The organism is Wolbachia endosymbiont (group B) of Melanargia galathea (assembly GCF_964030625.1).
Taxonomy (GTDB): Bacteria; Pseudomonadota; Alphaproteobacteria; order Rickettsiales; family Anaplasmataceae; genus Wolbachia.
Map to the genome: position 1 here is coordinate 67,002 of NZ_OZ034910.1, position 19,658 is coordinate 86,659.

At 34.4% G+C, this 19,658-nt stretch carries 14 protein-coding genes; 8 read left to right on the forward strand and 6 right to left on the reverse strand.

What is annotated here, in order from left to right; all coding sequences use genetic code 11:
• Positions 1-18: 18 nt before the first annotated feature.
• Positions 19-2,592 carry a valine--tRNA ligase gene (locus tag AAHF52_RS00305; RefSeq protein ID WP_264376825.1) on the reverse strand — a complete coding sequence of 858 codons (2,574 nt, stop codon included), beginning with the start codon at positions 2,590-2,592 and terminating at the stop codon, positions 19-21.
• Between the two features lie 157 nt (positions 2,593-2,749).
• Here AAHF52_RS00305 and AAHF52_RS00310 point away from each other — a divergent pair, with 157 nt between their 5' ends.
• On the forward strand, positions 2,750-3,253 hold the full coding sequence (locus AAHF52_RS00310) for a hypothetical protein (protein ID WP_007302751.1): 504 nt from the start codon (positions 2,750-2,752) through the stop codon (positions 3,251-3,253).
• A gap of 117 nt (positions 3,254-3,370) precedes the next feature.
• Here the strand turns inward: AAHF52_RS00310 and AAHF52_RS00315 are convergent, their stop codons facing one another.
• Positions 3,371-4,576: a cbb3-type cytochrome c oxidase subunit I gene (locus tag AAHF52_RS00315; RefSeq protein WP_230440361.1), complete on the reverse strand. Its 1,206-nt coding sequence runs from the start codon at positions 4,574-4,576 to the stop codon at positions 3,371-3,373.
• On the opposite strand from AAHF52_RS00315, the gene AAHF52_RS00320 reads away from it, so the two are divergent.
• The 4 genes from AAHF52_RS00320 (at position 4,494) to AAHF52_RS00335 (ending at position 8,383) form a co-directional block, all read left to right on the forward strand.
• Positions 4,494-4,673 (forward strand): hypothetical protein, encoded by a 180-nt coding sequence (locus AAHF52_RS00320; protein WP_230440362.1) that lies wholly within the window; start codon positions 4,494-4,496, stop codon positions 4,671-4,673. The genes AAHF52_RS00315 and AAHF52_RS00320 overlap by 83 nt on opposite strands.
• A gap of 305 nt (positions 4,674-4,978) precedes the next feature.
• Positions 4,979-6,088: a PQQ-binding-like beta-propeller repeat protein gene (locus AAHF52_RS00325; protein ID WP_264376824.1), complete on the forward strand. Its 1,110-nt coding sequence runs from the start codon at positions 4,979-4,981 to the stop codon at positions 6,086-6,088.
• Positions 6,081-7,460 (forward strand): dihydrolipoyl dehydrogenase, encoded by a 1,380-nt coding sequence (gene lpdA / locus AAHF52_RS00330; protein WP_264376823.1) that lies wholly within the window; start codon positions 6,081-6,083, stop codon positions 7,458-7,460. The genes AAHF52_RS00325 and lpdA overlap by 8 nt, the downstream gene beginning before the upstream one ends.
• A gap of 2 nt (positions 7,461-7,462) precedes the next feature.
• Positions 7,463-8,383, forward strand: coding sequence for a tyrosine-type recombinase/integrase (locus AAHF52_RS00335; protein WP_010401376.1), 921 nt, complete (start codon positions 7,463-7,465; stop codon positions 8,381-8,383).
• A gap of 588 nt (positions 8,384-8,971) precedes the next feature.
• Here the strand turns inward: AAHF52_RS00335 and AAHF52_RS00340 are convergent.
• The 4 genes from AAHF52_RS00340 to pdhA all read right to left on the reverse strand — a co-directional run bounded on the left by AAHF52_RS00340 (position 8,972) and on the right by pdhA (position 16,176).
• Entirely contained in the window at positions 8,972-9,928 is a 957-nt protein-coding gene (locus AAHF52_RS00340) for an IS5 family transposase (RefSeq protein ID WP_213863789.1), read from the reverse strand.
• Between the two features lie 235 nt (positions 9,929-10,163).
• A complete protein-coding gene (locus tag AAHF52_RS00345) occupies positions 10,164-13,433 on the reverse strand; it encodes an ankyrin repeat domain-containing protein (protein ID WP_342068417.1) in 3,270 nt (1,089 codons plus the stop codon).
• 132 nt (positions 13,434-13,565) lie between these two features.
• Complete coding sequence (gene gatB / locus AAHF52_RS00350) at positions 13,566-14,990, reverse strand: Asp-tRNA(Asn)/Glu-tRNA(Gln) amidotransferase subunit GatB (RefSeq protein ID WP_264376821.1); 1,425 nt, start codon at positions 14,988-14,990, stop codon at positions 13,566-13,568.
• Between the two features lie 205 nt (positions 14,991-15,195).
• Positions 15,196-16,176: a pyruvate dehydrogenase (acetyl-transferring) E1 component subunit alpha gene (gene pdhA / locus AAHF52_RS00355; RefSeq protein WP_342068418.1), complete on the reverse strand. Its 981-nt coding sequence runs from the start codon at positions 16,174-16,176 to the stop codon at positions 15,196-15,198.
• Between the two features lie 65 nt (positions 16,177-16,241).
• Between pdhA and hemJ the strand changes: the two genes are divergently transcribed.
• From hemJ to coxB, 3 genes are all read left to right on the forward strand, one after another.
• Entirely contained in the window at positions 16,242-16,670 is a 429-nt protein-coding gene (hemJ, locus tag AAHF52_RS00360) for a protoporphyrinogen oxidase HemJ (protein ID WP_254229658.1), read from the forward strand.
• A 154-nt stretch (positions 16,671-16,824) separates the two neighbouring features.
• On the forward strand, positions 16,825-18,336 hold the full coding sequence (locus AAHF52_RS00365) for an HlyD family type I secretion periplasmic adaptor subunit (protein ID WP_007302760.1): 1,512 nt from the start codon (positions 16,825-16,827) through the stop codon (positions 18,334-18,336).
• A 556-nt stretch (positions 18,337-18,892) separates the two neighbouring features.
• Positions 18,893-19,657: a cytochrome c oxidase subunit II gene (gene coxB, locus AAHF52_RS00370; protein ID WP_007302761.1), complete on the forward strand. Its 765-nt coding sequence runs from the start codon at positions 18,893-18,895 to the stop codon at positions 19,655-19,657.
• The last annotated feature ends 1 nt before the right edge of the window (position 19,658 follow it).

Consider the following 19,658-nt stretch of genomic DNA (forward strand, 5'->3'; position numbering starts at 1 on the left):
AGTATAGTAATACGAATGCTAAGTTACATCAATCAATAAACTTACAGTAAATTTTCCATTCTCAGTTATAAGCTCTGCTTCTGTACTCTCAACCCATTCTATCACTTCAGCATTGCAAACTGACTGCAAATCATGCTGAGCAGAATAATTTAACTCATCCTCTTTTACACTCGCTTTTATCATCAACTTTTGTATAAGATGCTTAACTGATACGTTATTATCTGCTTTTATTTTTCTCACAAGGTTTAATATCTGCACGAAATTATCTCCCATTTCCTCAGAATACTTATCATAGGTAAGTTCTTCCTTGTTAGGCCAATTACTTTTATTGTGAACGGAGTTATAACTATACAACTGATGATATATTTCCTCTGTAATGTATGGCAAAAATGGTGCAAATAACCGCAAAATAATATTGAGTACATATGCCAAACTCTGTTTCGCACTCATGTTTGCCTCGCTGTCCAATGCATCTCCATATGCACGTTTTTTAACTAACTCTAAGTAATTATCACAAAAATCTTTCCAAAAAAATTCTTCTATTGCGCTCAAAGCTTCGCAGTATTCAAACTGTAATAGGTTGTTCGTCGTTTTTTCTATCACTTTATATAATTTGGACAATATCCACTTATCCATCGTCTCACTGATGGAATTTATGCTCAATGCTTGATGTTTTTCCATAAACATGGAAACAAATTTGCTAGCATTCCAAAGTTTCGTAACAAGTCGTTTGCCAATTTTGAAGATATTTTCAGAGTAGACTGTGTCAACTCCAAGTCTTGAGTTTGCTGCCCAATAGCGTACTACGTCAGCTCCATAGGTTTCAAGCATTACATGAGGAGTGATGATATTACCTTTTGATTTACTCATCTTTTTTTTATCATCAGCCAAACACCAACCACTAATCATGATATTTTTCCACGGCAGTGAATCTGCATGATAATGTGCCTTCAAAATCGTATAAAAAGCCCAAGTTCTTATTATCTCATGGCTTTGGCTGCGCAGATCTGCAGGAAATATCTTATCATACCGATGGCTTGGTAAACCGAGCTCACTGTTTACTGCCAGTGCACTTAATTGAGGAGTGATCGCACTTGTTGCCCAAGTATCCATCACATCTTGATCTGAAGTAACTTCTTCTTTAATATACCCTTTCGGCAAATCTTTGAGTGGATCTACAGGTAAATCCTTTACTTCAGCTAGAATGATTTTGCCTTCTTCTCCCTTACGTTTTGAATACCAAACTGGAAATGGTACACCAAAATAACGCTGTCTTGAGATGCACCAATCCCAACTTAGCCCTTCTATCCACACCTCTATACGTTTACGCATAGATTCTGGATGCCAATTACATTTACTCACTTTATCTAATACTTGAGTTTTTTGCTCTAAAGTCTTGACAAACCATTGATAAGTAGGTAATATTTCAAGCGGCGCACCAGATCTTTCAGCACATTTAACAGAATGAGAAATGCTAGTGCTTTCTATTAAAAGGCCCTTTTCAGTTAGGATTTCAATAATTCTCTTTCTTGCTTCTTTAACTCTTAGGCCATTTACTTCATCGTAGATTCCAGCGTCACGCGCTGGAGCGTGTGTCTCCTCTAATGGCTGGATTCCAGTGTCAAGCACTGGAATGTCACTCCCCTTTGTCATCCCAGTGCCTTGACACTGGGATCTATTATTACCATACACTGAATCTAGACTTATCCTACCATCCTGATCGATAATAATTTTCATCGGCAGACCATGCTTTTGCTGCCAATATATGTCGAGCTCATCACCAAACGTACAGCACATAACAAGCCCAGTACCTTTATCTATTTTAACTTTATCATCAGCTATTATTGGAACTTTTGCTCCTGTTATTGGCACCACGGCTATTTTTCCAATCAGCTGAGTGTAGCGTGCATCTTCTGGATGGCAAAAAACTGCAACACATGCTGGAAGCAACTCAGGCCGTGTAGTTGCAATCTTAATCTGCTCATTTTCTTCAGTGGAAAAAACTATCGTGTTCAAAAATGACTCAAAGACTTTATCCTCTATTTCTGCTTGTGCAATTGCAGTTTTATCGACTGGGTCCCAAAGAATAGGTTGCATTTTTTTGTATGCATACTCTTTATTATATAGATCAATGAATGACATTTGAGAAAGTGCCACAGCTTCTTTACTAATTGTGTGATACTCTAAATTCCAGTCATAACTAATACCGACTGATTTAAACAATTCCTTGAATTCCTGCTTTGACTTCTCAATAACTTCATGGCACATCTCTATAAATTCTTCTCTGCCAACTTCTTTTGCACGGGTTTTATAGGTCTGCTCAACTAACCTTTCAGTGGGAAGCCCATTATCATCAAACCCAATTGGATAAAATACATCTTTCCCCAGCATACGTTGAAACCTTGCAATAAAGTCCGTATGGCAATAGCTAAATATATGACCAATATGCAACTTTCCAGATATCGTTGGTGGAGGCGTATCTATAGTGAAAGTATTATCCTTTTCACCATTCCATTTATAAACTTTACTCCCTTCCCATAATATGTTGTATTTGTCTTCAATTTCCCTAAAGCTATACTTTTCTTCTAACATAAATATTTCTCAGTTTTAAGCTTTAAGTTAGCACAATTGAGCAAATACAGCAATTTTAATGTCTGCCATTTAATTTAGCCTTGTTATGATACAAATTTTTTTTGATCTTATAATTTTTAATGTATTACATAATAAATTTTTAGTATTGAGGTTTATTATGCTTAACTTTCATAACTTAAAAGAGCTTATAGATATTCTAAGTAATCCATACTATGTGCCTCACCCAGCAAAAGTAGACTTAGTAGAATTGCTTGAAGACGTGCTGGAATTAAAAGATAAAAAAAGCCCAGAAGAGGCAATAACTACATTGAAAGATAAAATAAGAAATGAACTCAAAAGTGAAATGTCGAATGAACTGAAACAAAAAATAAATACTCAAATCCAGCAGTTACAGCAAGAAAAGAAAATATTAGAAACCAAAAATGAAGCAAATAAACAACTAAAAGAAAAAGCAACATATATCGCTACTGCTAGTACTGGTCTTGCTGTTGGGTTAGTAGTGTATATTACACTTGAACATACAAATAAATTGGACATGTGGTTAATCGTTGTTATAGCAACAGTATCTGCATTCTTAGCTGGTGATTTAATAATGAAACCTAGCTCTCAAGTAAATGGAACACAAGAACCACAAGGAGTAGCAAATAAGAATTCAGTGTAGCTTGATATAGTTTTTTTCATTTCACTGCCTTTCCAAATTTGAAGCAGGTTGTTTGAGCCATAGTACAAAGTAAATATAGTAATTTTACACTAAAATTTTTAGTTTTGTTTCTGTGGGTTAGTTGGTACGAGCCTTGCCTTTAAGAAGATGTAAAATCACAATTATTACGAATAACATTCCACCAATAACTGATATAGCTCCACCCGTAATAAAACAAGCACGTGCCAACATTGATGAAATACTTGGCAGATCTGCAACTTTTCTTAAGGCACCATATCCACCAAGCCAAACAAGTCCAGTAATGTGGAGAAAATGTCCCAAGCTATATGCATAAATCTGTAATCTTACTATGGAGCTTTTTATTTCTTTACAGCCCAATTTTGGTAACAGCCAGTAGACAAAATTCATAAAAGCTATAGTAATACCAACTACAGAACCATGATAATGCGCAGGAATAGTGACATTTCCTTCAATAGTTAGCACTCCAAGCACACCTCCATAAATGAACAATACAAACGAGTGAAGAAGATAATTGCCCTTATCATTGAGCAGAGTTTTTATGTTGCAATACACTAATATTGTTAAAAAGCACGGCAGAACTGCTCCAGCAATTCTCATATGCCAGGTAAAAAACTGTATCAATTCAGCACTATCCGCCGAATAAATAAAGTATATAAACGGCGCACCTACGGTCAAAACTGTGTTTATAAATAGTGGTAAAATGGTAATTTTATTTAGACTAATATAGCGAGCATTCAGTATGATCAAATAAACTAAAAACATTGCTTGAGCAAAGGCAAACTGCAGTAAATGTCCGCCTCCCCAAAAGAGATATTCATAAAATAAATTCTTGTCTGAGTGATATAGACCTGGAGGCATATTTTTATGTGCTAAAACAACACAAAGAAATGATGACACAAGTATAATGACCAGGCCAATTTGTCCGATTGAAAGATATGAGTCTTGTTTATTTGATATGTAGGCTAGAGCTGTATTTATCAATATGCTGGTAATGAAAAGACTGAGTCCAAGTAAAAATAATTTGTTTTGTAATACAGGTATATAGTTACTTTTGATAACTTCAGTATTTGGAACAAATGCAGATATAAACATTAGCAGCATGGAAAGGATTGAGAGAATCCATGAGAAGTTAAACCAATGATTGGTGTTTTTTAAGTTTATGATGAAGAGCAGAGATATTATAGAGCACATCCATACCAAAATTGACAAATTTACGTGTATCACCAGTGCATTATCAAAGATATATTGTGCAGAAGGAATGAGAGAAGAAATAAAAGGCAATCGTAGAAAAATAACAATTATTGACAGCAGTCCAGAACAAGCAAGAGCAAGTACTGCCAAGAATATCCATTGCCTGCAAAGTGAAGCGTTATTTTGTATGTTGAGCATTTATTTTTAGGTACTATAGCATAAGATAGTATACATTTTTCAAATTGATATGAGTAGTTCAAATGAATGACATCACAACAATATCTTTCATCCTGAAAATGCTGCCTGTTTCATATTGGAGTAGTATTACTGACAGCATTAGTTTGAGCTATAGATATTTCTTTTAGTCCATACTTGATAAAAGTTATTACAGTAAGAGAATCTTTACATAATGGTATGACATTACGTTAATGCTTTTGATCCACAATTAAGAACATTTTCGTTGTGATTTACGTTTCTAGTATGTATATTAATGAATCTTGTTTTCACTAAATAATGAAAATAATAATTGTCATGATAATGTTATTGTATAGTAACTATACAATGGCAAGCGAACGAATAAGTTTAGTAGATAAAAAATTATCTCAAGGATATGTAGCTCCAATACTTACAGAAAATAGCGTTATTTTACCAGACAAGAACGGTACCTTATATTCCTTTGATATCGATAACCCAAGAGTTATAAATTGGAAATTATACCTCTCAAGTAGGAAAAAAATTGGTAATATGAGTTTATCGAGCTACAAAGAAAATGTTTTCTTTGTAGTGGATAACATTCTACACACAATAGATGCGAAAACAGGGGAGATTCAATGGGAAAAAGAATTAAGAGCTCCGGCAAGAGGGAAAACAGTAGTAATAAACAATAAGTTGGTAGTGTTGACTATTGATAACTATCTGCATGCATTTAGTATAAAAGATGGCAGTTCCATTTGGAATTATCAAAATGGTATAAATGAGGTTCGAGGTTTGTATTCCATCTCACCAGCAATCTCCAATGATAAAATAATAGCACCATTTTCAAATGGTGAATTGATAGCTTTTAATGAAGACGGTAAAAAATTGTGGAGCCAAAAATTGGCTACAAACCTTTTGGATACACAGCTTACAGATGTAACTACTACACCTAGAGTACACGATAATATCTTAATAGCTACGAGCAACTCTTATATTTATAGCATTGACGTAAACTCAGGAAATATTTTATGGTCAAGGCCACTACAAGTAAAAAGTATATCAAACATTGAGTCATATTATAGCCCTCTTATTCCTGCAGAGAAACAAAAAGAAGGCGGAAGAATTTTCATGGTGACTAAAGATAATAAGGTAATTGGCATCGACATACAAAGTGGAAAAACAGTTTGGACATCTGATTTTATAGAGAATGTGCAATTGTTTGTTCCAATTATGTATGCCCATACGCTTTGGGTAACAAGTAATAAAGGTTCAATATTTGCTTTTCCTGGATCTGAAAGTACAGGAAGGGTAATTAAAATACCCGGTAATGTGTTTCATGCTCCAGTATTTACCCATGGTAAGATGTATATAACGACTGAAGGAAATGGTGTTTATTCTTTAGAAAATAGGTTTGTTTTTTATGACTGATTATGATTTGATTATTATAGGTGGTGGTCCAGGTGGTTACAAATGCGCTATTGCTGCTGCAAAACTTGGACTCAAAGTTGCTTGTATAGACAAAAATAGCATTTTTGGTGGCACGTGTTTGCGAGTTGGGTGTATACCATCAAAAGCATTACTCCATTCCTCTTATCAGTATGCTAGCGCGAAAAATAATCTATCAAAACTTGGCATAAAAGTTAAGGATGTAAGTCTCGATTTGAGAGAAATGATAGGCTATAAAGACGCTAGAGTTCAGGAACTTGGAAAAGGCATAGAATATCTGTTTAACCTTTACAAAATTACGAAGATCAATGGACTTGGAAAAATTACTTCTTTTGATCAAGGCAACCTTGAAGTTTCAGTTGAAGGTAAGGTGCTGAAGACAAAAAATATAGTAATTGCAACCGGTTCTGACGTTATTTCTTTGCCAGGAATTAATATCGATGAGAAAAGTATTATTTCATCAACTGGTGCATTGTCTTTAACTGAAGTACCAAAAAAACTTGTCGTAATCGGAGCCGGGGCAATAGGGCTTGAAATGTCTTCTGTATGGAGGAGGCTAGGGTCTGAAGTCACTGTAGTAGAATTTTTTGACAGAATCGCTGCAGCAATGGATGGAGAATTAAGTAAGTCTCTACTTTCTAGTCTACAAAAACAAGGAATAAAATTTTTACTTAGAACTAAAGTTGAGGGAATAAAACAAAGTAGTAACTCTTTGAGTGTGAAAGTTTGCTCTGTAAAAGATAATCAAACAAACACTATAGAGGCGGATAAGGTATTGGTGGCAGCAGGGCGCAAACCATGCTCTGAGGGTCTTGAAAAAATAGAAAAAGACAGTCGTGGCTTTATTAAAGTCAACAATAGTTATGAAACCAACGTAAAAGGAATATTTGCTATTGGTGATGTGATTGGTGGAGCAATGCTTGCTCACAAAGCTGAGGAAGAAGGGGTGGCAGTTGCAGAGATACTAGCAAGGCAATTGCCTCACGTTGATTATGAAATCATACCGTCAGTCATTTACACCCACCCTGCAGTTTCTTCAATCGGTAAAACTGAAGAAGAACTAAAAAGTGCTGGTCGAAAGTATAAAGTTGGTAAATGTCAATTTGCTGCAAACGGTAGAGCAAAAGTCACTGACGATGCTGAGGGATTCGTGAAAGTTCTGACTTGTAGCAAAGCAGATACAATACTCGGTGTACATATCATAGGAGCATACGCTGATACGCTAATCAATGAAGCAGCGGTTGCAATGGCATATGGTGCAGCAGCAGAGGATATATACAGAATTTGTCACTCTCATCCTGATATAAATGAAGCCTTTAGGGATGCGTGCATCGATGCTTTCTTTAAAAAGTAACTGTGGACCTCGGTTCAATCATTGAAAAATGGTATGATTGGCTAAAGTACAACAGGTCTTACTCACCAAACACTTTGGAGTCATACATGAGGGACCTCAAGGATCTTATAAGTTTCCTAAATACTCACATTGGTGAAGAAGTAAATGTTGGCTCTTTAGAAAAATTAAGCATACCTGAACTGAGAAGTTGGTTTACCTCTCGTTATGCAAGAGGTGTAAATGCGAGATCTAACACTCGCGCATTGTCAGTAATCAGAAATTTTTTCAAATATATAAAAAACAATTATGAAATAAATAATGAAGCGGTATTTTCTTTATCAAGGCCAATTCAGAGAAGAACTCTACCTAAAGCACTTTCAATATCTAACATAGAAACTCTATTGAAAGAAATGAAATTGCCTGATCTAGGCGAGCCTTGGGTGGTAAAAAGAGAAATTGCAATTGTCGTTCTGCTATATGGTACGGGCTTAAGAATCACTGAAGCACTGAATCTTAAGGTTAGTGATATTAGCAATGAAAGTTTAATAGTAACAGGTAAGGGAGATAAACAAAGGCAGGTATTTATTCTTCCAGTAGTAAAAAAGTGTATACAAAAATATATAAAAGCTTGTCCCCACTTTGACGAAGCGGGACATCTTTTTGTCGGGGTAAGAGGAAAAAAATTGGGAAGAACTTATGTTGCTAATCGTTTGCAAAAAATAAGAAGATTTTTAAACTTACCAGAAATTTTATCTCCACATGCATTTCGCCATAGTTTTGCTACTCATTTGCTTCAGGAAGATATTGACATAAGATCAATACAACAGCTGCTTGGCCACTCAAGCCTTGAAACTACTCAAGTTTACACTCACCTAAATTATCAAGATGTCTTCAATATGTATAAAAACTTTCAGAAGAGTTTGAATAAAAAATCGAAATCTTAACTTCGTCTTAAATCGATAATATTGCCGAACTGAGTGCTTGCAACATCATTCAGTACTATACTTGCTTTATATAAGCAATAGTGACCAGCAGAGAAGAAAGCAAAAACGTTTTGCAAAAGGTTATGAATGAAAGAGAATAGACAGCAGAATTTAAATTAGAAGCTATGTAAAGAAACAAGTCAAGCAAATAGCAAAAGAGCTAGGCTCTGTGTACAAAATGTTAGCAGGTCAAATTAATTGAGGACGGGGATTTGCGACTAAAGTTCATGCACTTGTTGACGTACTGGGAAACCCATTCAAATTTATTTTGACCTCAGGCTAGAGGAACAAAATTACTCAGTTGACTAAAAATGTCTCTAGCTACACTATATGGCTTCTTTAAAATTTTGTTTACAGAGCCTAGAAAGAAAGCTGAGGAAAAGTAGAGGTTACCTTTACATATGAACTACATCTCAACCTGATATTGTCGTTCCTAATATGTTGGATTTCTTGCATAACTCGAATTCAAAAGTTGATGTCATTCCAGCGCGTGACACTGGAATGGCTTTGTTGCACAGCTCTTCGGATAGTGGGTAATGTATAATAAATTCATGAAGCTATATCAAACTTAGCCATGCCTATTTCAGTAAATTTGTTAAGCAAATAACACTTGAGTAGCAGTTCCTTCTCACGATTAATCTCAGATTTATTCCTAAAACTAAATCCAAATATTTGCTTCAGTCGCGAGAAAAAACTTTCTATATAAGATCTCTTCCAATAATTTATCTCTTTTTTCCACCTCTTCATACCATCTTCATCATATGACTTTATGAGCTTGATTGTAGAATTTCTCTCATTCATATAATCCAACTTTGGATGCTCTACTGCATTATTTTGCGGAGGAATCCTTGTCTTTATGTCAAGCTCATCGCACAGTTTGTATAACTTCTTTCGATTATATGCCCTATCTGCATATATCGTGCTTATGTTATACTTGGTATCCACTCTTTCAATAAGATCACAGGCTCCATAGTGGTCGGAATAAACTCCACTACTGTATTTTGCAGCTATAACTTTTTTACTACCTATCTCTAGCATTACATGTAGCTTTCTTGTTTGCTCATAGCGGCGATACTTTCTATCTGTACCATTTGCCTTACTATGGCCTGGAATATTATTGTAGATGCTGATACCTGTACTATCTATAGCAATTTCAATATCTTCCATATCGTTCTTATCAACTCTGCAGTCGTTGATTTTGATATTAAGCTTTTTAAACCTTCTTGAAGCCTGCGAATAGCTGATAATTTGCAAAATTTTCCCTATTTGCTCAAGATATTTCTCTATAAATCCCACTGTTTGCCTAAGACCAATCCTGAATAGATAGGTTATTATGTGAATTAGAATCACTACTTTGTCGCTGTAGACATTGTTGCCACCTGCTACTTTTGGACTATTTTCGTACCAATTTTCAATGGCATCGTTGATATAATGAAAAACATTTCCCCTTTCTTGAAGAAATTTGTTATATTCATTGCAGTTACTGACTTTCATTCTTATTGGCATATTTTTCCTTTGTCGGCTAAATATCTATTTTATAACAAATTCCATCAGTAACTGCCTGTTCTTTCCTTGAGTGGTGCAACAAAGCCTGCTGGCATCCAGATATTGGGTTCCAGCTGGGATGACACCTGTTTATGCAAGAAATCTATTGAAAATTGAGTTAAACTAAAAATTCAGTTTGACACACTTTTGTTAAACATTTTTGGGACGTTAAAATAAACAGATAAATAATTTTCTCTTAAGCTACTTCAACACTTTCATCATGGGTTAAAAGCAACTCCACAAGCTCTTGATTATCAGTTACATAATCCAATGCTGTCTTTCCCTCATTATTTTTAGCGTTAACGTTTGCATTGTGTTTTAGTAGCGTCCTCGTTATATCAACCTTTTGCCTAATAACAGCCAAGTGTAGTGCAGTGTTGCCATCTTTATCCTTAGCATTAATATTAGCACCTTCTCGAATAAGGCATTCTGCAATATTGCAGCTTCCAGATAAAGCAGAGTAGTGTAATAGAGTTCTACTATTTCTATCTCTAGCATTAACATTAGCACCTTTATTGATTAGAAACTCCACTATTCTTAAGTCTCCACTGAAAGTGGCTTTATAGACAACGCGGTGTAACGCTGTTTCGCCATATTCATTCTTGGCATTAACATTAGCACCTTTTTCAATTAGGCACTTCACTACATTTAATTTTCCATTCTCAGCAGCAAAAAATAATGGGGTTCTGTAGTGTTCGTCCCTAGCATCAACATAAGCATCCTCATTAATTAGGTGTTCCACTATACCCAATTCCCCAACGTCAGCAGCTAAATGTAATGGAGTCATACCACAATTGTCTTTAGCGTCAATATTAGCATACCTTTTGATTAGATATTCCACCATATCTAGATCTCCATTTATAGCAGCAATGTGTAATGGAGTCCTGCCATATTCGCCTTTAGCATTAATGTTATTATTTTTAATAATCAGGTATTTTACTATATCCAATTCCCCAGCGTAAGCAGCTGAATGCAATGGAGTATTATCATATTTATCTTTAGTATTAGTGCTAGCACCTTTATTGACTAGACATTTCATTACATTCAAATTTCCACTCTTAGCAGCAATATGCAACAAAGTTTGACCGTGATTGTCCTTAACATTAACAATTTTTACCAATTCACCTGGGTAATATTTTTCTATATGTGTTATTATTGCACTAATTGCTTTACAATCACCACTTTCAGCAAGCAAGTGCAAAGGGGTGCTTTTCCTTATAAACAGTGTTCCTCCATATACATAAAATGAGTTAAAGTAAAAGTTATCAATCAACTTACCGTATGTACTTGCGTATCCCCATACAAATGCAATATGGCTCATACTACCTTGTGCTAAACCACCACTGTTTATCAATTCCAAAGCTTTCCTTAGAACTTCCTCTTCTTGTCGGTTCTCTTGTAATTTTAATCTTGTTACTTTTTGTACTAGACTGTGGATATTTACTACTCCTTCCCTTAATTTAATCATTGAATATCGATTAAGTAACTCAACAGCATTCCAAAGCTTTGCCTTATCATCTGTTATTAATTTTGAAAAAATTTCTTTGATGCAGATATTGTCAGGAGCAAGATAGGCCATTATTTCAAGAATGCTTAATGCTTCAAAGCCATATTCCTTGCATATATATGTCATCGTGACATTCCAAGTTGTCAAAACTGTTTTAGTATAACGATCTTCATTTTCATAAATTCCTTTCTTAAGCAATTCTCCTGCATTTTGTTGATACTCTTTTAAGTAATCACTTATTTTAAACCTCTTATCACCTCTTAATCTCGATTCCTCATTTCGATCTTGGATATATACAACTGCTTGTCCTAAAGCTAATGGAAAATATTGTAATTCTCTTGTTAGCTCTTCTATTTCCCTATCCTGTAAATTATTCTCTATGTTCAAAGCTTTTCTAACAAATTCTAAAGCTTCTACTTCACCAAACTTATCTAATTGTATTACTTTTATATCACTTTCTCCTCTCACATTCCACTTACAGTCACGAGAAGTAATTAAAATGTAAGGTTTTTTATGTCTAGGGTGTAAAGATGAAGGTAAAAATCTTTTAATGTTTTCATATCCCTCAGCATTATCAAAAATGAATAGGCTTTTTCCTTTCCTTCTTGCAAAGAAAGCATATATTTCTCTAACAATATTTTCTATCGTCTTGTCCCTTTCGTACCCTTTGGTAGAAATGCCTAATCTATCATCCTTAACTAACCCCAAGAAAGAATTTTTCATAGTTTCAACGCTTTCAGCATTTATCCAGATAACGTTAGCATAATAATCCTTTCCATATGTGTAAGCATATTGCCTAGCGAATTCACTCTTACCTATCCCCCCAAGACCACTAATAGTAGCAACCTGAGATATAATTGCTGGCCTGACCGTACTCCTTTGTAGTGCATCATGTAAGGCTTTTAATTCACTATTTCTTCCAGTAAAAAATGCAACTGGCTCTATTATTTTAAACCAAATAGGCTCCTCTACCCGCTTGTTATCCTGTGTCGTTACAGCCACATATATTTTATGTAGTGTTTTACTATCCTTGTGTTGTTGTTCTATTACTTTATCAATTCTTTCATTATTTTCTTTTACTCCTTGTTCTATCTTACCTAAAGTACTAGCCCATAGCTCCACTTCTCGAAAAAGCTCTTCTCCCTCTTTGTGCAAAAAAGGACGCGCTTTTATATCTTTTACCCAGTCTGATATTTTTTTTAGAAGATTATTACAAAAGATTTGATTGTCACCAATATAGTCGAACTTTTTGTTCAACCTACTACTCAACTTACCTAGCAATAATTTTCTTAGCTGAGCTTCATGGGGTAAGTTAACGACGAACACCAGTTCATTTAAAAAGTCCTCTATCTCTTTATTGCTGACTTCCTTGCCTATCTCACGCTTTATAAAATCCATATTTTGTTTCAAGTATTGAGCAACACTACCATCTGAATCACTAATTCTATATTTTGCACTATCACCTATATCCAGAAACTCATCTTTTGTGTCTATTCTTACAAATGAAAGTTCTTTTCCTTTATTTTCTCCACTTAACATTGCTCTTAGATTTCTTACTTCGTGTTGTATTGAATATGGTGAATCAAGATCCATATTCGTAGCAAAAAGAAAATGCTTTGTTCCACCACTAAACTTTGCATTATTTTTGATCTTTAAATAAGCAATAAAGTATTTCAACAAATTAAACTCACCACTCTTTGTTAATAAGCTACCTACACTGATTTTTTCAGTTCCATCTTGTTTGTGTTTGACTTGCACAAACCTATGTATTGTTGTTTTATTTTGCTTACATTGGAGAACAACATCATCAAAGCCTGCAGCTGACTTCAATTCTGTAACTAGGCGGAAAGGACATTTTTTATCCATCACACGCATGAGAAATAATATGAGCCACAACTCTTGATAGTCAATACCATGGCGAGAGCATTTTGACCCCCAAACAGGATGATCTTCAAGCATCCTCAACCTCACATAATTTTAAAAATAGTACCAACAAATGGTAAAAAAGTTATATGTTATGATATACAGATATCGTAGCGTAAATCTGAGAATATCTACGAGATGTGCTGTTATGTAAATAAAAAAATGTGACTAATTACTTAATTTTTCATTTAAAATTGAATTCACGACATCAGGGCTGGCTTTTCCCTTGGTGAGTTTCATAATTTCGCCAACAAAGAATCCGTATAATCTTGTTTTACCGCTTTTGTATTCTTGAACTTTATCTTGGTTGCTATTGATGATTGTGTCGATAACTTCTGCTATTTGACCTCTATCGGTTATTTGTTTTAGGTCCTGCTCTTCTATGATGAGAGATGCCGGTTTGCCAGTTTCAAACATAATATCAAAAACTTGCTTGCCGAGCTTAGCAGAGATCGTTCCATCAACGATAAAGTCAAGGAGCTCGGATAAAGCATCTGCTTTAATTGGAGAGCTAACAATATCAATATTTGTTTTATTTAAACGACCGAAAAGCTCGACGGTTAACCAGGTAACTGCAATCTTTGAATCATGCTTTTTTGCTAATTTTTCAAAATAATCGGCAATTTCTTTATCAGAAGTGATAACGTCTGCATCATATTCATTGATACCTAATTCCTCTATGTATCGAAGTTTTTTTTGATCTGGCAACTCGGGTAAAGATGATTTAATAGAATCAATTTTGTCTTGGTTTATTTCAACAGGTAGCAAATCAGGTTCAGGGAAATATCTATAGTCACTTGAATCTTCTTTGCTTCTCATCACTTTTGTTTTTCCTAAAGTGACATCAAACAATAAGGTATCTTGACTTATTTCTCCTCCGCTTTCCAAAATTTTGATCTGCCTTTGTGCTTCATAATCTATAGCTTGTACAATATAACGTATTGAATTTAAGTTTTTTATTTCACAACGAGTGCCAAATGTGCTACTACCCTTTGGGCGAACAGAAACATTTGCATCACAGCGAAGTGACCCCTTTTCCATATCACCATCACATGAACCGATGTAACGCAAAATCTGCCTCAATTTTTTCATGAATTCTGCAGCTTCTGCAGATGAACGAAGATCTGGCTCTGAAACAATTTCCATTAAAGCAACACCTGCACGATTTAAATCTATGTAAGTTTTGCTTTCTTCATGAATACTCTTTCCTGCATCTTGCTCTAAGTGAATTCTTGCGATTCTTATTTCTTTTTCATTATTATTGATAAAAACTTTGCCATTTTTAACTATTGGCTCAAAGAACTGGGTTATTTGATAACCTTGTGGTAAATCGGGATAAAAATAATTTTTCCGGTCAAAGTAAGAGCATTTATTAATTTCTGCAGAAATTGCAAGTCCGGTGCATATTGCTTGCTCTATGCAGCTATAATTTAATACTGGTAGTGTACCTGGCATTGCTGCATCAACTAGAGAAACTTGAGTATTGTGCTCAGTGCCAAATTCCGTTAGTGAACTAGAAAATAGCTTTGTCTTAGAAGAAACCTGAGCGTGTACCTCAAGTCCAATTACTGTCTCCCAGTTTTCTTTTGTCATGTATTTTATTCAATTAATAACTTTATATTCTGCAAACTAGCACAAAAAGTCAAATAAAACTCATTTAACCTATGATCCAAGAGCGGTGTATATCAATAATATAAGAGTTACTACAGTTTCTATTGACTAGGCTGTTATATAATAAAGTTAAGTGCTGCCAAAAAATATCTATAGTAGGCCAAAACATAATTTTGATGGCAACTGATTAGCTAACAAATTTATAAACATCAGTATACAGCTCATCAATCTCTGGCTCTTTACTACTTTTAGCAAAATCTTCTGACTTTTTTACTAAGTCTCGTATTTCCTTATCAATAGCTTTGCATTCTTCATCAGAAGCGATTTTATTGTCTGTTATATACTGCTTTAAGGTGCTTATAGGATCATGATTTTGCTTCATATCTTCAACTTCTTCTTTTGAGCGATAAGTAGCAGGATCTGACATTGAATGTCCATGATATCGATATGTCTTCATTTCAAGCAAGATAGGTCCTTTTCCCCCACGTACGTGCTCAGCTATTTCACTTGTTAACTCATAGACAGAGAAAAAATCCATTCCATCAACTTGTTTTCCAGGAATACCAAAACTCTCTCCTCTTTTATATAGTTCAGTTACTAAAGTTGATCTTTGTACAGAAGTTCCCATTGCGTATTCGTTATTTTCTATGATATAAACCACAGGTAACTTCCACAAAGATGCCATATTAAATGATTCATATACTTGTCCTTGATTTGCAGCACCGTCACCAAAATATGTGAATACAACGTTATCTTTTTTCTTGTATTTATTAGCAAATGCTATTCCTGTGCCAATTGGGACTTGTGCACCTACTATTCCATGTCCACCAAAGAAATTTTTTTCAACATCAAATATGTGCATGGAGCCACCTTTGCCTTTTGAACACCCTGTTTCTTTGCCGGTTAGTTCTGCCATCACAACATTCGGATCAGAATTACATGCAAGCATTAAGCCATGGTCTCTATAGCTTGTGATAAAAGCATCACCAGGTTTTGATGCAGCTTGAGTCCCAACTGCAACTGCTTCTTGCCCTATTGATAAGTGACAGAATCCGCCTATTAATCCCATTCCGTATAATTGTCCTGCTTTTTCCTCAAATCTGCGTATGAGAAGCATTTTTCTGTAGAATCCAATCACCTGTTCTTTAGTGAAATTTTCTGCTTTCATATTGACTTTCTTTTATTAAATTGAGATCATACCAGAAATTTTTAACATTTTATAATACTATCTATATGGGCTACTATCACTGGCTTGAAGCTTTTCACGTTATCTCTGTAATTATGTGGGTGGCAGGTATGCTCTATTTGCCAAGGCTTTATGTTTATCATGCATCTGTAAAACCAGGGTCAGAAAATGACAGCTTACTTCAAATAATGGAGAAGAGACTCCTTAGATATATCATAAACCCTGCAATGCTTTTCTCCCTTAGTTTTGGAATTATGCTAATGATTATTAGGGAAGCATATCGCGAAGGGTGGTTTCATGTAAAAGCGCTAGCATTATTCTTAATGTTTGCTATTCATGTCCTACTTGCAAAGCATAGGAAAAATTTTGCAGTGGGCTTGAATAAGAAAACTCACGTTTATTTTCGTGTTTTAAACGAAGCAGTAACAGTGTTAATAATAATTATAGTTATTATGGTTATTGTAAAACCTTTTTGATTTTCTAGCCTAATGATGAACCATTGAATGGAGTATAAGAATTGTTACTAAATAGTTTATTCTGATGTTCCGTAGTCTAAGTAAAGTACTTAAGGTATAGATTCTTTGTTTTTGTGTGTTATCCTGGTTAACAAGAATTCGCAGTAGTATTATAATGAGTAAGTTAAAAAAGCTTAGTGCTGGACTTTCTTTGACAGGCCTAATTGGTAGTGATGATATAGATATGCAAAGGGCAGGAAATAGAAAGAAGAAATATCAATTTTTGGATAAGACGTTCGCATGGATTGATGCGATGATAAATTTTATTTTTAAACGTGAGAGTAATAACGTAAATGAAGTCCTAAAAGTCACATGGGGACCACTATTTTTTGGTTTAGTGGTGATATTCATCTTTTTTGGAATAGGTGGTATTTGGTCAGCTATAGCTCCAATTGACGGAGCAGTGCATGCAAGTGGAGAAGTTATTGTCTCTTCAAATAGAAAAATAGTGCAACACTTGGGTGGGGGAATAATAAGCAAAATTTTAGTAAAAGAAGGTCAAGCAGTTAAAAAAGATGAGCCTTTAGTTTTATTAAGTGATGTTAACGAAAAGGCAAATTTGAGTATAATTAAAGAAAAACTCTTATCACTTTTGGCAACTGAAGCAAGACTTATTGCAATCAGGGGAGACTTAGATACGCTAGAATTTTCTGATGAGGTTAAAAGATTATCTAACGATGAACTTGTAAATAAAGCGATAAAGAATCAGGTAAAGTTGTTCAACTCTCAGAGAAAGAGTATATTAGGAAAAACTGACATACTGCAACAACGTATAAAGCAGTTAAATGATGAATTAGCAGGGCTAAATTTTCAACTAAATGCAGCCCATAAGCAATATGACTTGATAACTGAGGAGTTAGAAACAAAAAGACAATTACTTGATAGTGGCCATATAAGCAAACCACACATTTTAGCTTTAGAAAAACAGTTTGCTGAAATTGAGGGTAGAGTTGGACATTACCGTTCTGCAATATCTCAAGTACAGCAAAAGATTGGAGAAAATGAGTTAGAGATTATAAATGTGAAGAATGATGCTCAAGAAAGAGCAAATGCTGAGCTTAAGGAAGTTAATACATCTATTGCAGACTTAAAAGAGAGGCTGATGGTTGCTGAAGATTCGTTAGCACGTACAATAATTAAATCACCTCAAGATGGTATAGTTACAGATATAAGATACCACACTGAAGGTGGTGTTATACAATCTGGAGTCCCAATCCTGAGTATAGTACCATCAGATGATGATCTAATAATAGATGCTAAAGTTCTAACCAGAAACATAGAAGAGATACTGTCAGCAAAAAAGAAAGATAGCAATATAGTCTCTATCGACGGACTAGAAGGGCTGAAAGTTAAAGTAAGGCTGAGCGCTTATAGTGCACGTCGCTTAAGTTTAATTAACGGTATAGTAAACCATATTTCCCCTGATGCTCTTGATGATCCAAGGATGGGGCGTTATTATTCAGTGCGAGTGGTGATACCAAAATCAGAACTTGCTCAATTTAAAAACGTATACCTATATCCTGGTATGCCAGTAGAAGTATATATAGTTACTCAATCTCGCACTCTTTTATCGTTCTTGTTTACACCTATAATTGCAACATTCGATAGATCTTTCATAGAGAGATAATTTATTTGGCTTTTCTAGAAAATTTGTTTACAGAGTTTGATATGCAAAAAAATTTACACACAAGTAGTGTATTATTTTATAATTATTTTCTATAATATGTAAATCTTTGATTTAAGATGCAAATGCTAACGTAAACATTAAAGGTTAATTAGTAAACTCAGCTGTATAATAGAATTAAAGGAATTAGTAAGATTTTTACCTCAATGAATTATAAATAGGCAAACTTACTTAAAGTTTAATAGTGTCTGTTACTGCTTTTAGGTGTGAGGCTAGAGGGTTATTAGCAATAACAGACACTATTAAACTTATTATAGAACTTCCTTAAAGTAAATACTTAACTTAAAATATTATAATATTTTAACTTAAAATAGATTCATGTAAATGCTTTTTCCTCAAGTTAGTATCGTATTATTATATTTATTAAATGCTAAAAAAACATTAATCATCATTTACTTTTGATTCAATATTTAGCAAAACACTTGTGTAAATTCTATAATCTCTGTTTGCATAGTAAGTGTATATATATTATTATACAGTTAGTTTTACAGCAAAAAATATGGTGAAGTTACTTGCATTATTGATAATGTTTTACTCAAATATATCAATTGCTTCTGCTCCTACTTCTTGGCAATTTGGATTTCCTGCGCCTGCAACTGAGATAATGGAGGTTGTAGTTAAGTCACATTCGTTTGTGATGAGTGTAATGATTGCAATTATGCTTTTTGTATGGGCCCTGCTTGCTTATGTAGTATTTCGCTTTCGTAAGGGCAAAGTGAAAAATGTCAGTAAAATAACTCATAATATCTTTGTAGAAATTATCTGGTTTGTTATACCAACGATTATTGTTGGGGTATTGGCTTTTAAAAATGCTGAATTAATTAAACTACAGGAGAAAGTGCCAAAAGCTGACATAACACTAAAAGTTATTGGTCATCAATGGTATTGGAGTTACAAGTACCCAGAATATCAAGGTATTTCATTTGACAGCTATATAAAAGGAAAAGAAGACCTTACCGAAAGAGATTTAAAACTATTCTCTGTTGATAATAACGTTATTTTACCTATCAATACTAATATTCGTTTACAAGTGACAGCAGGAGATGTAATACATAGCTGGGGAATACCTGCTTTTGGTATAAAAATTGATGCAATACCAGGTAGGCTGAATGAAGCATGGTTTAACGTTACAAAGCCCGGTATTTATTATGGGCAATGTTATGAACTATGTGGTCAAGGTCATGGATTTATGCCAATTGTTGTTGAAGCAGTGAGTAAAGAAGATTTTAATAAGTGGATTGAAGATAAAAAATTAGTAAGTTAAG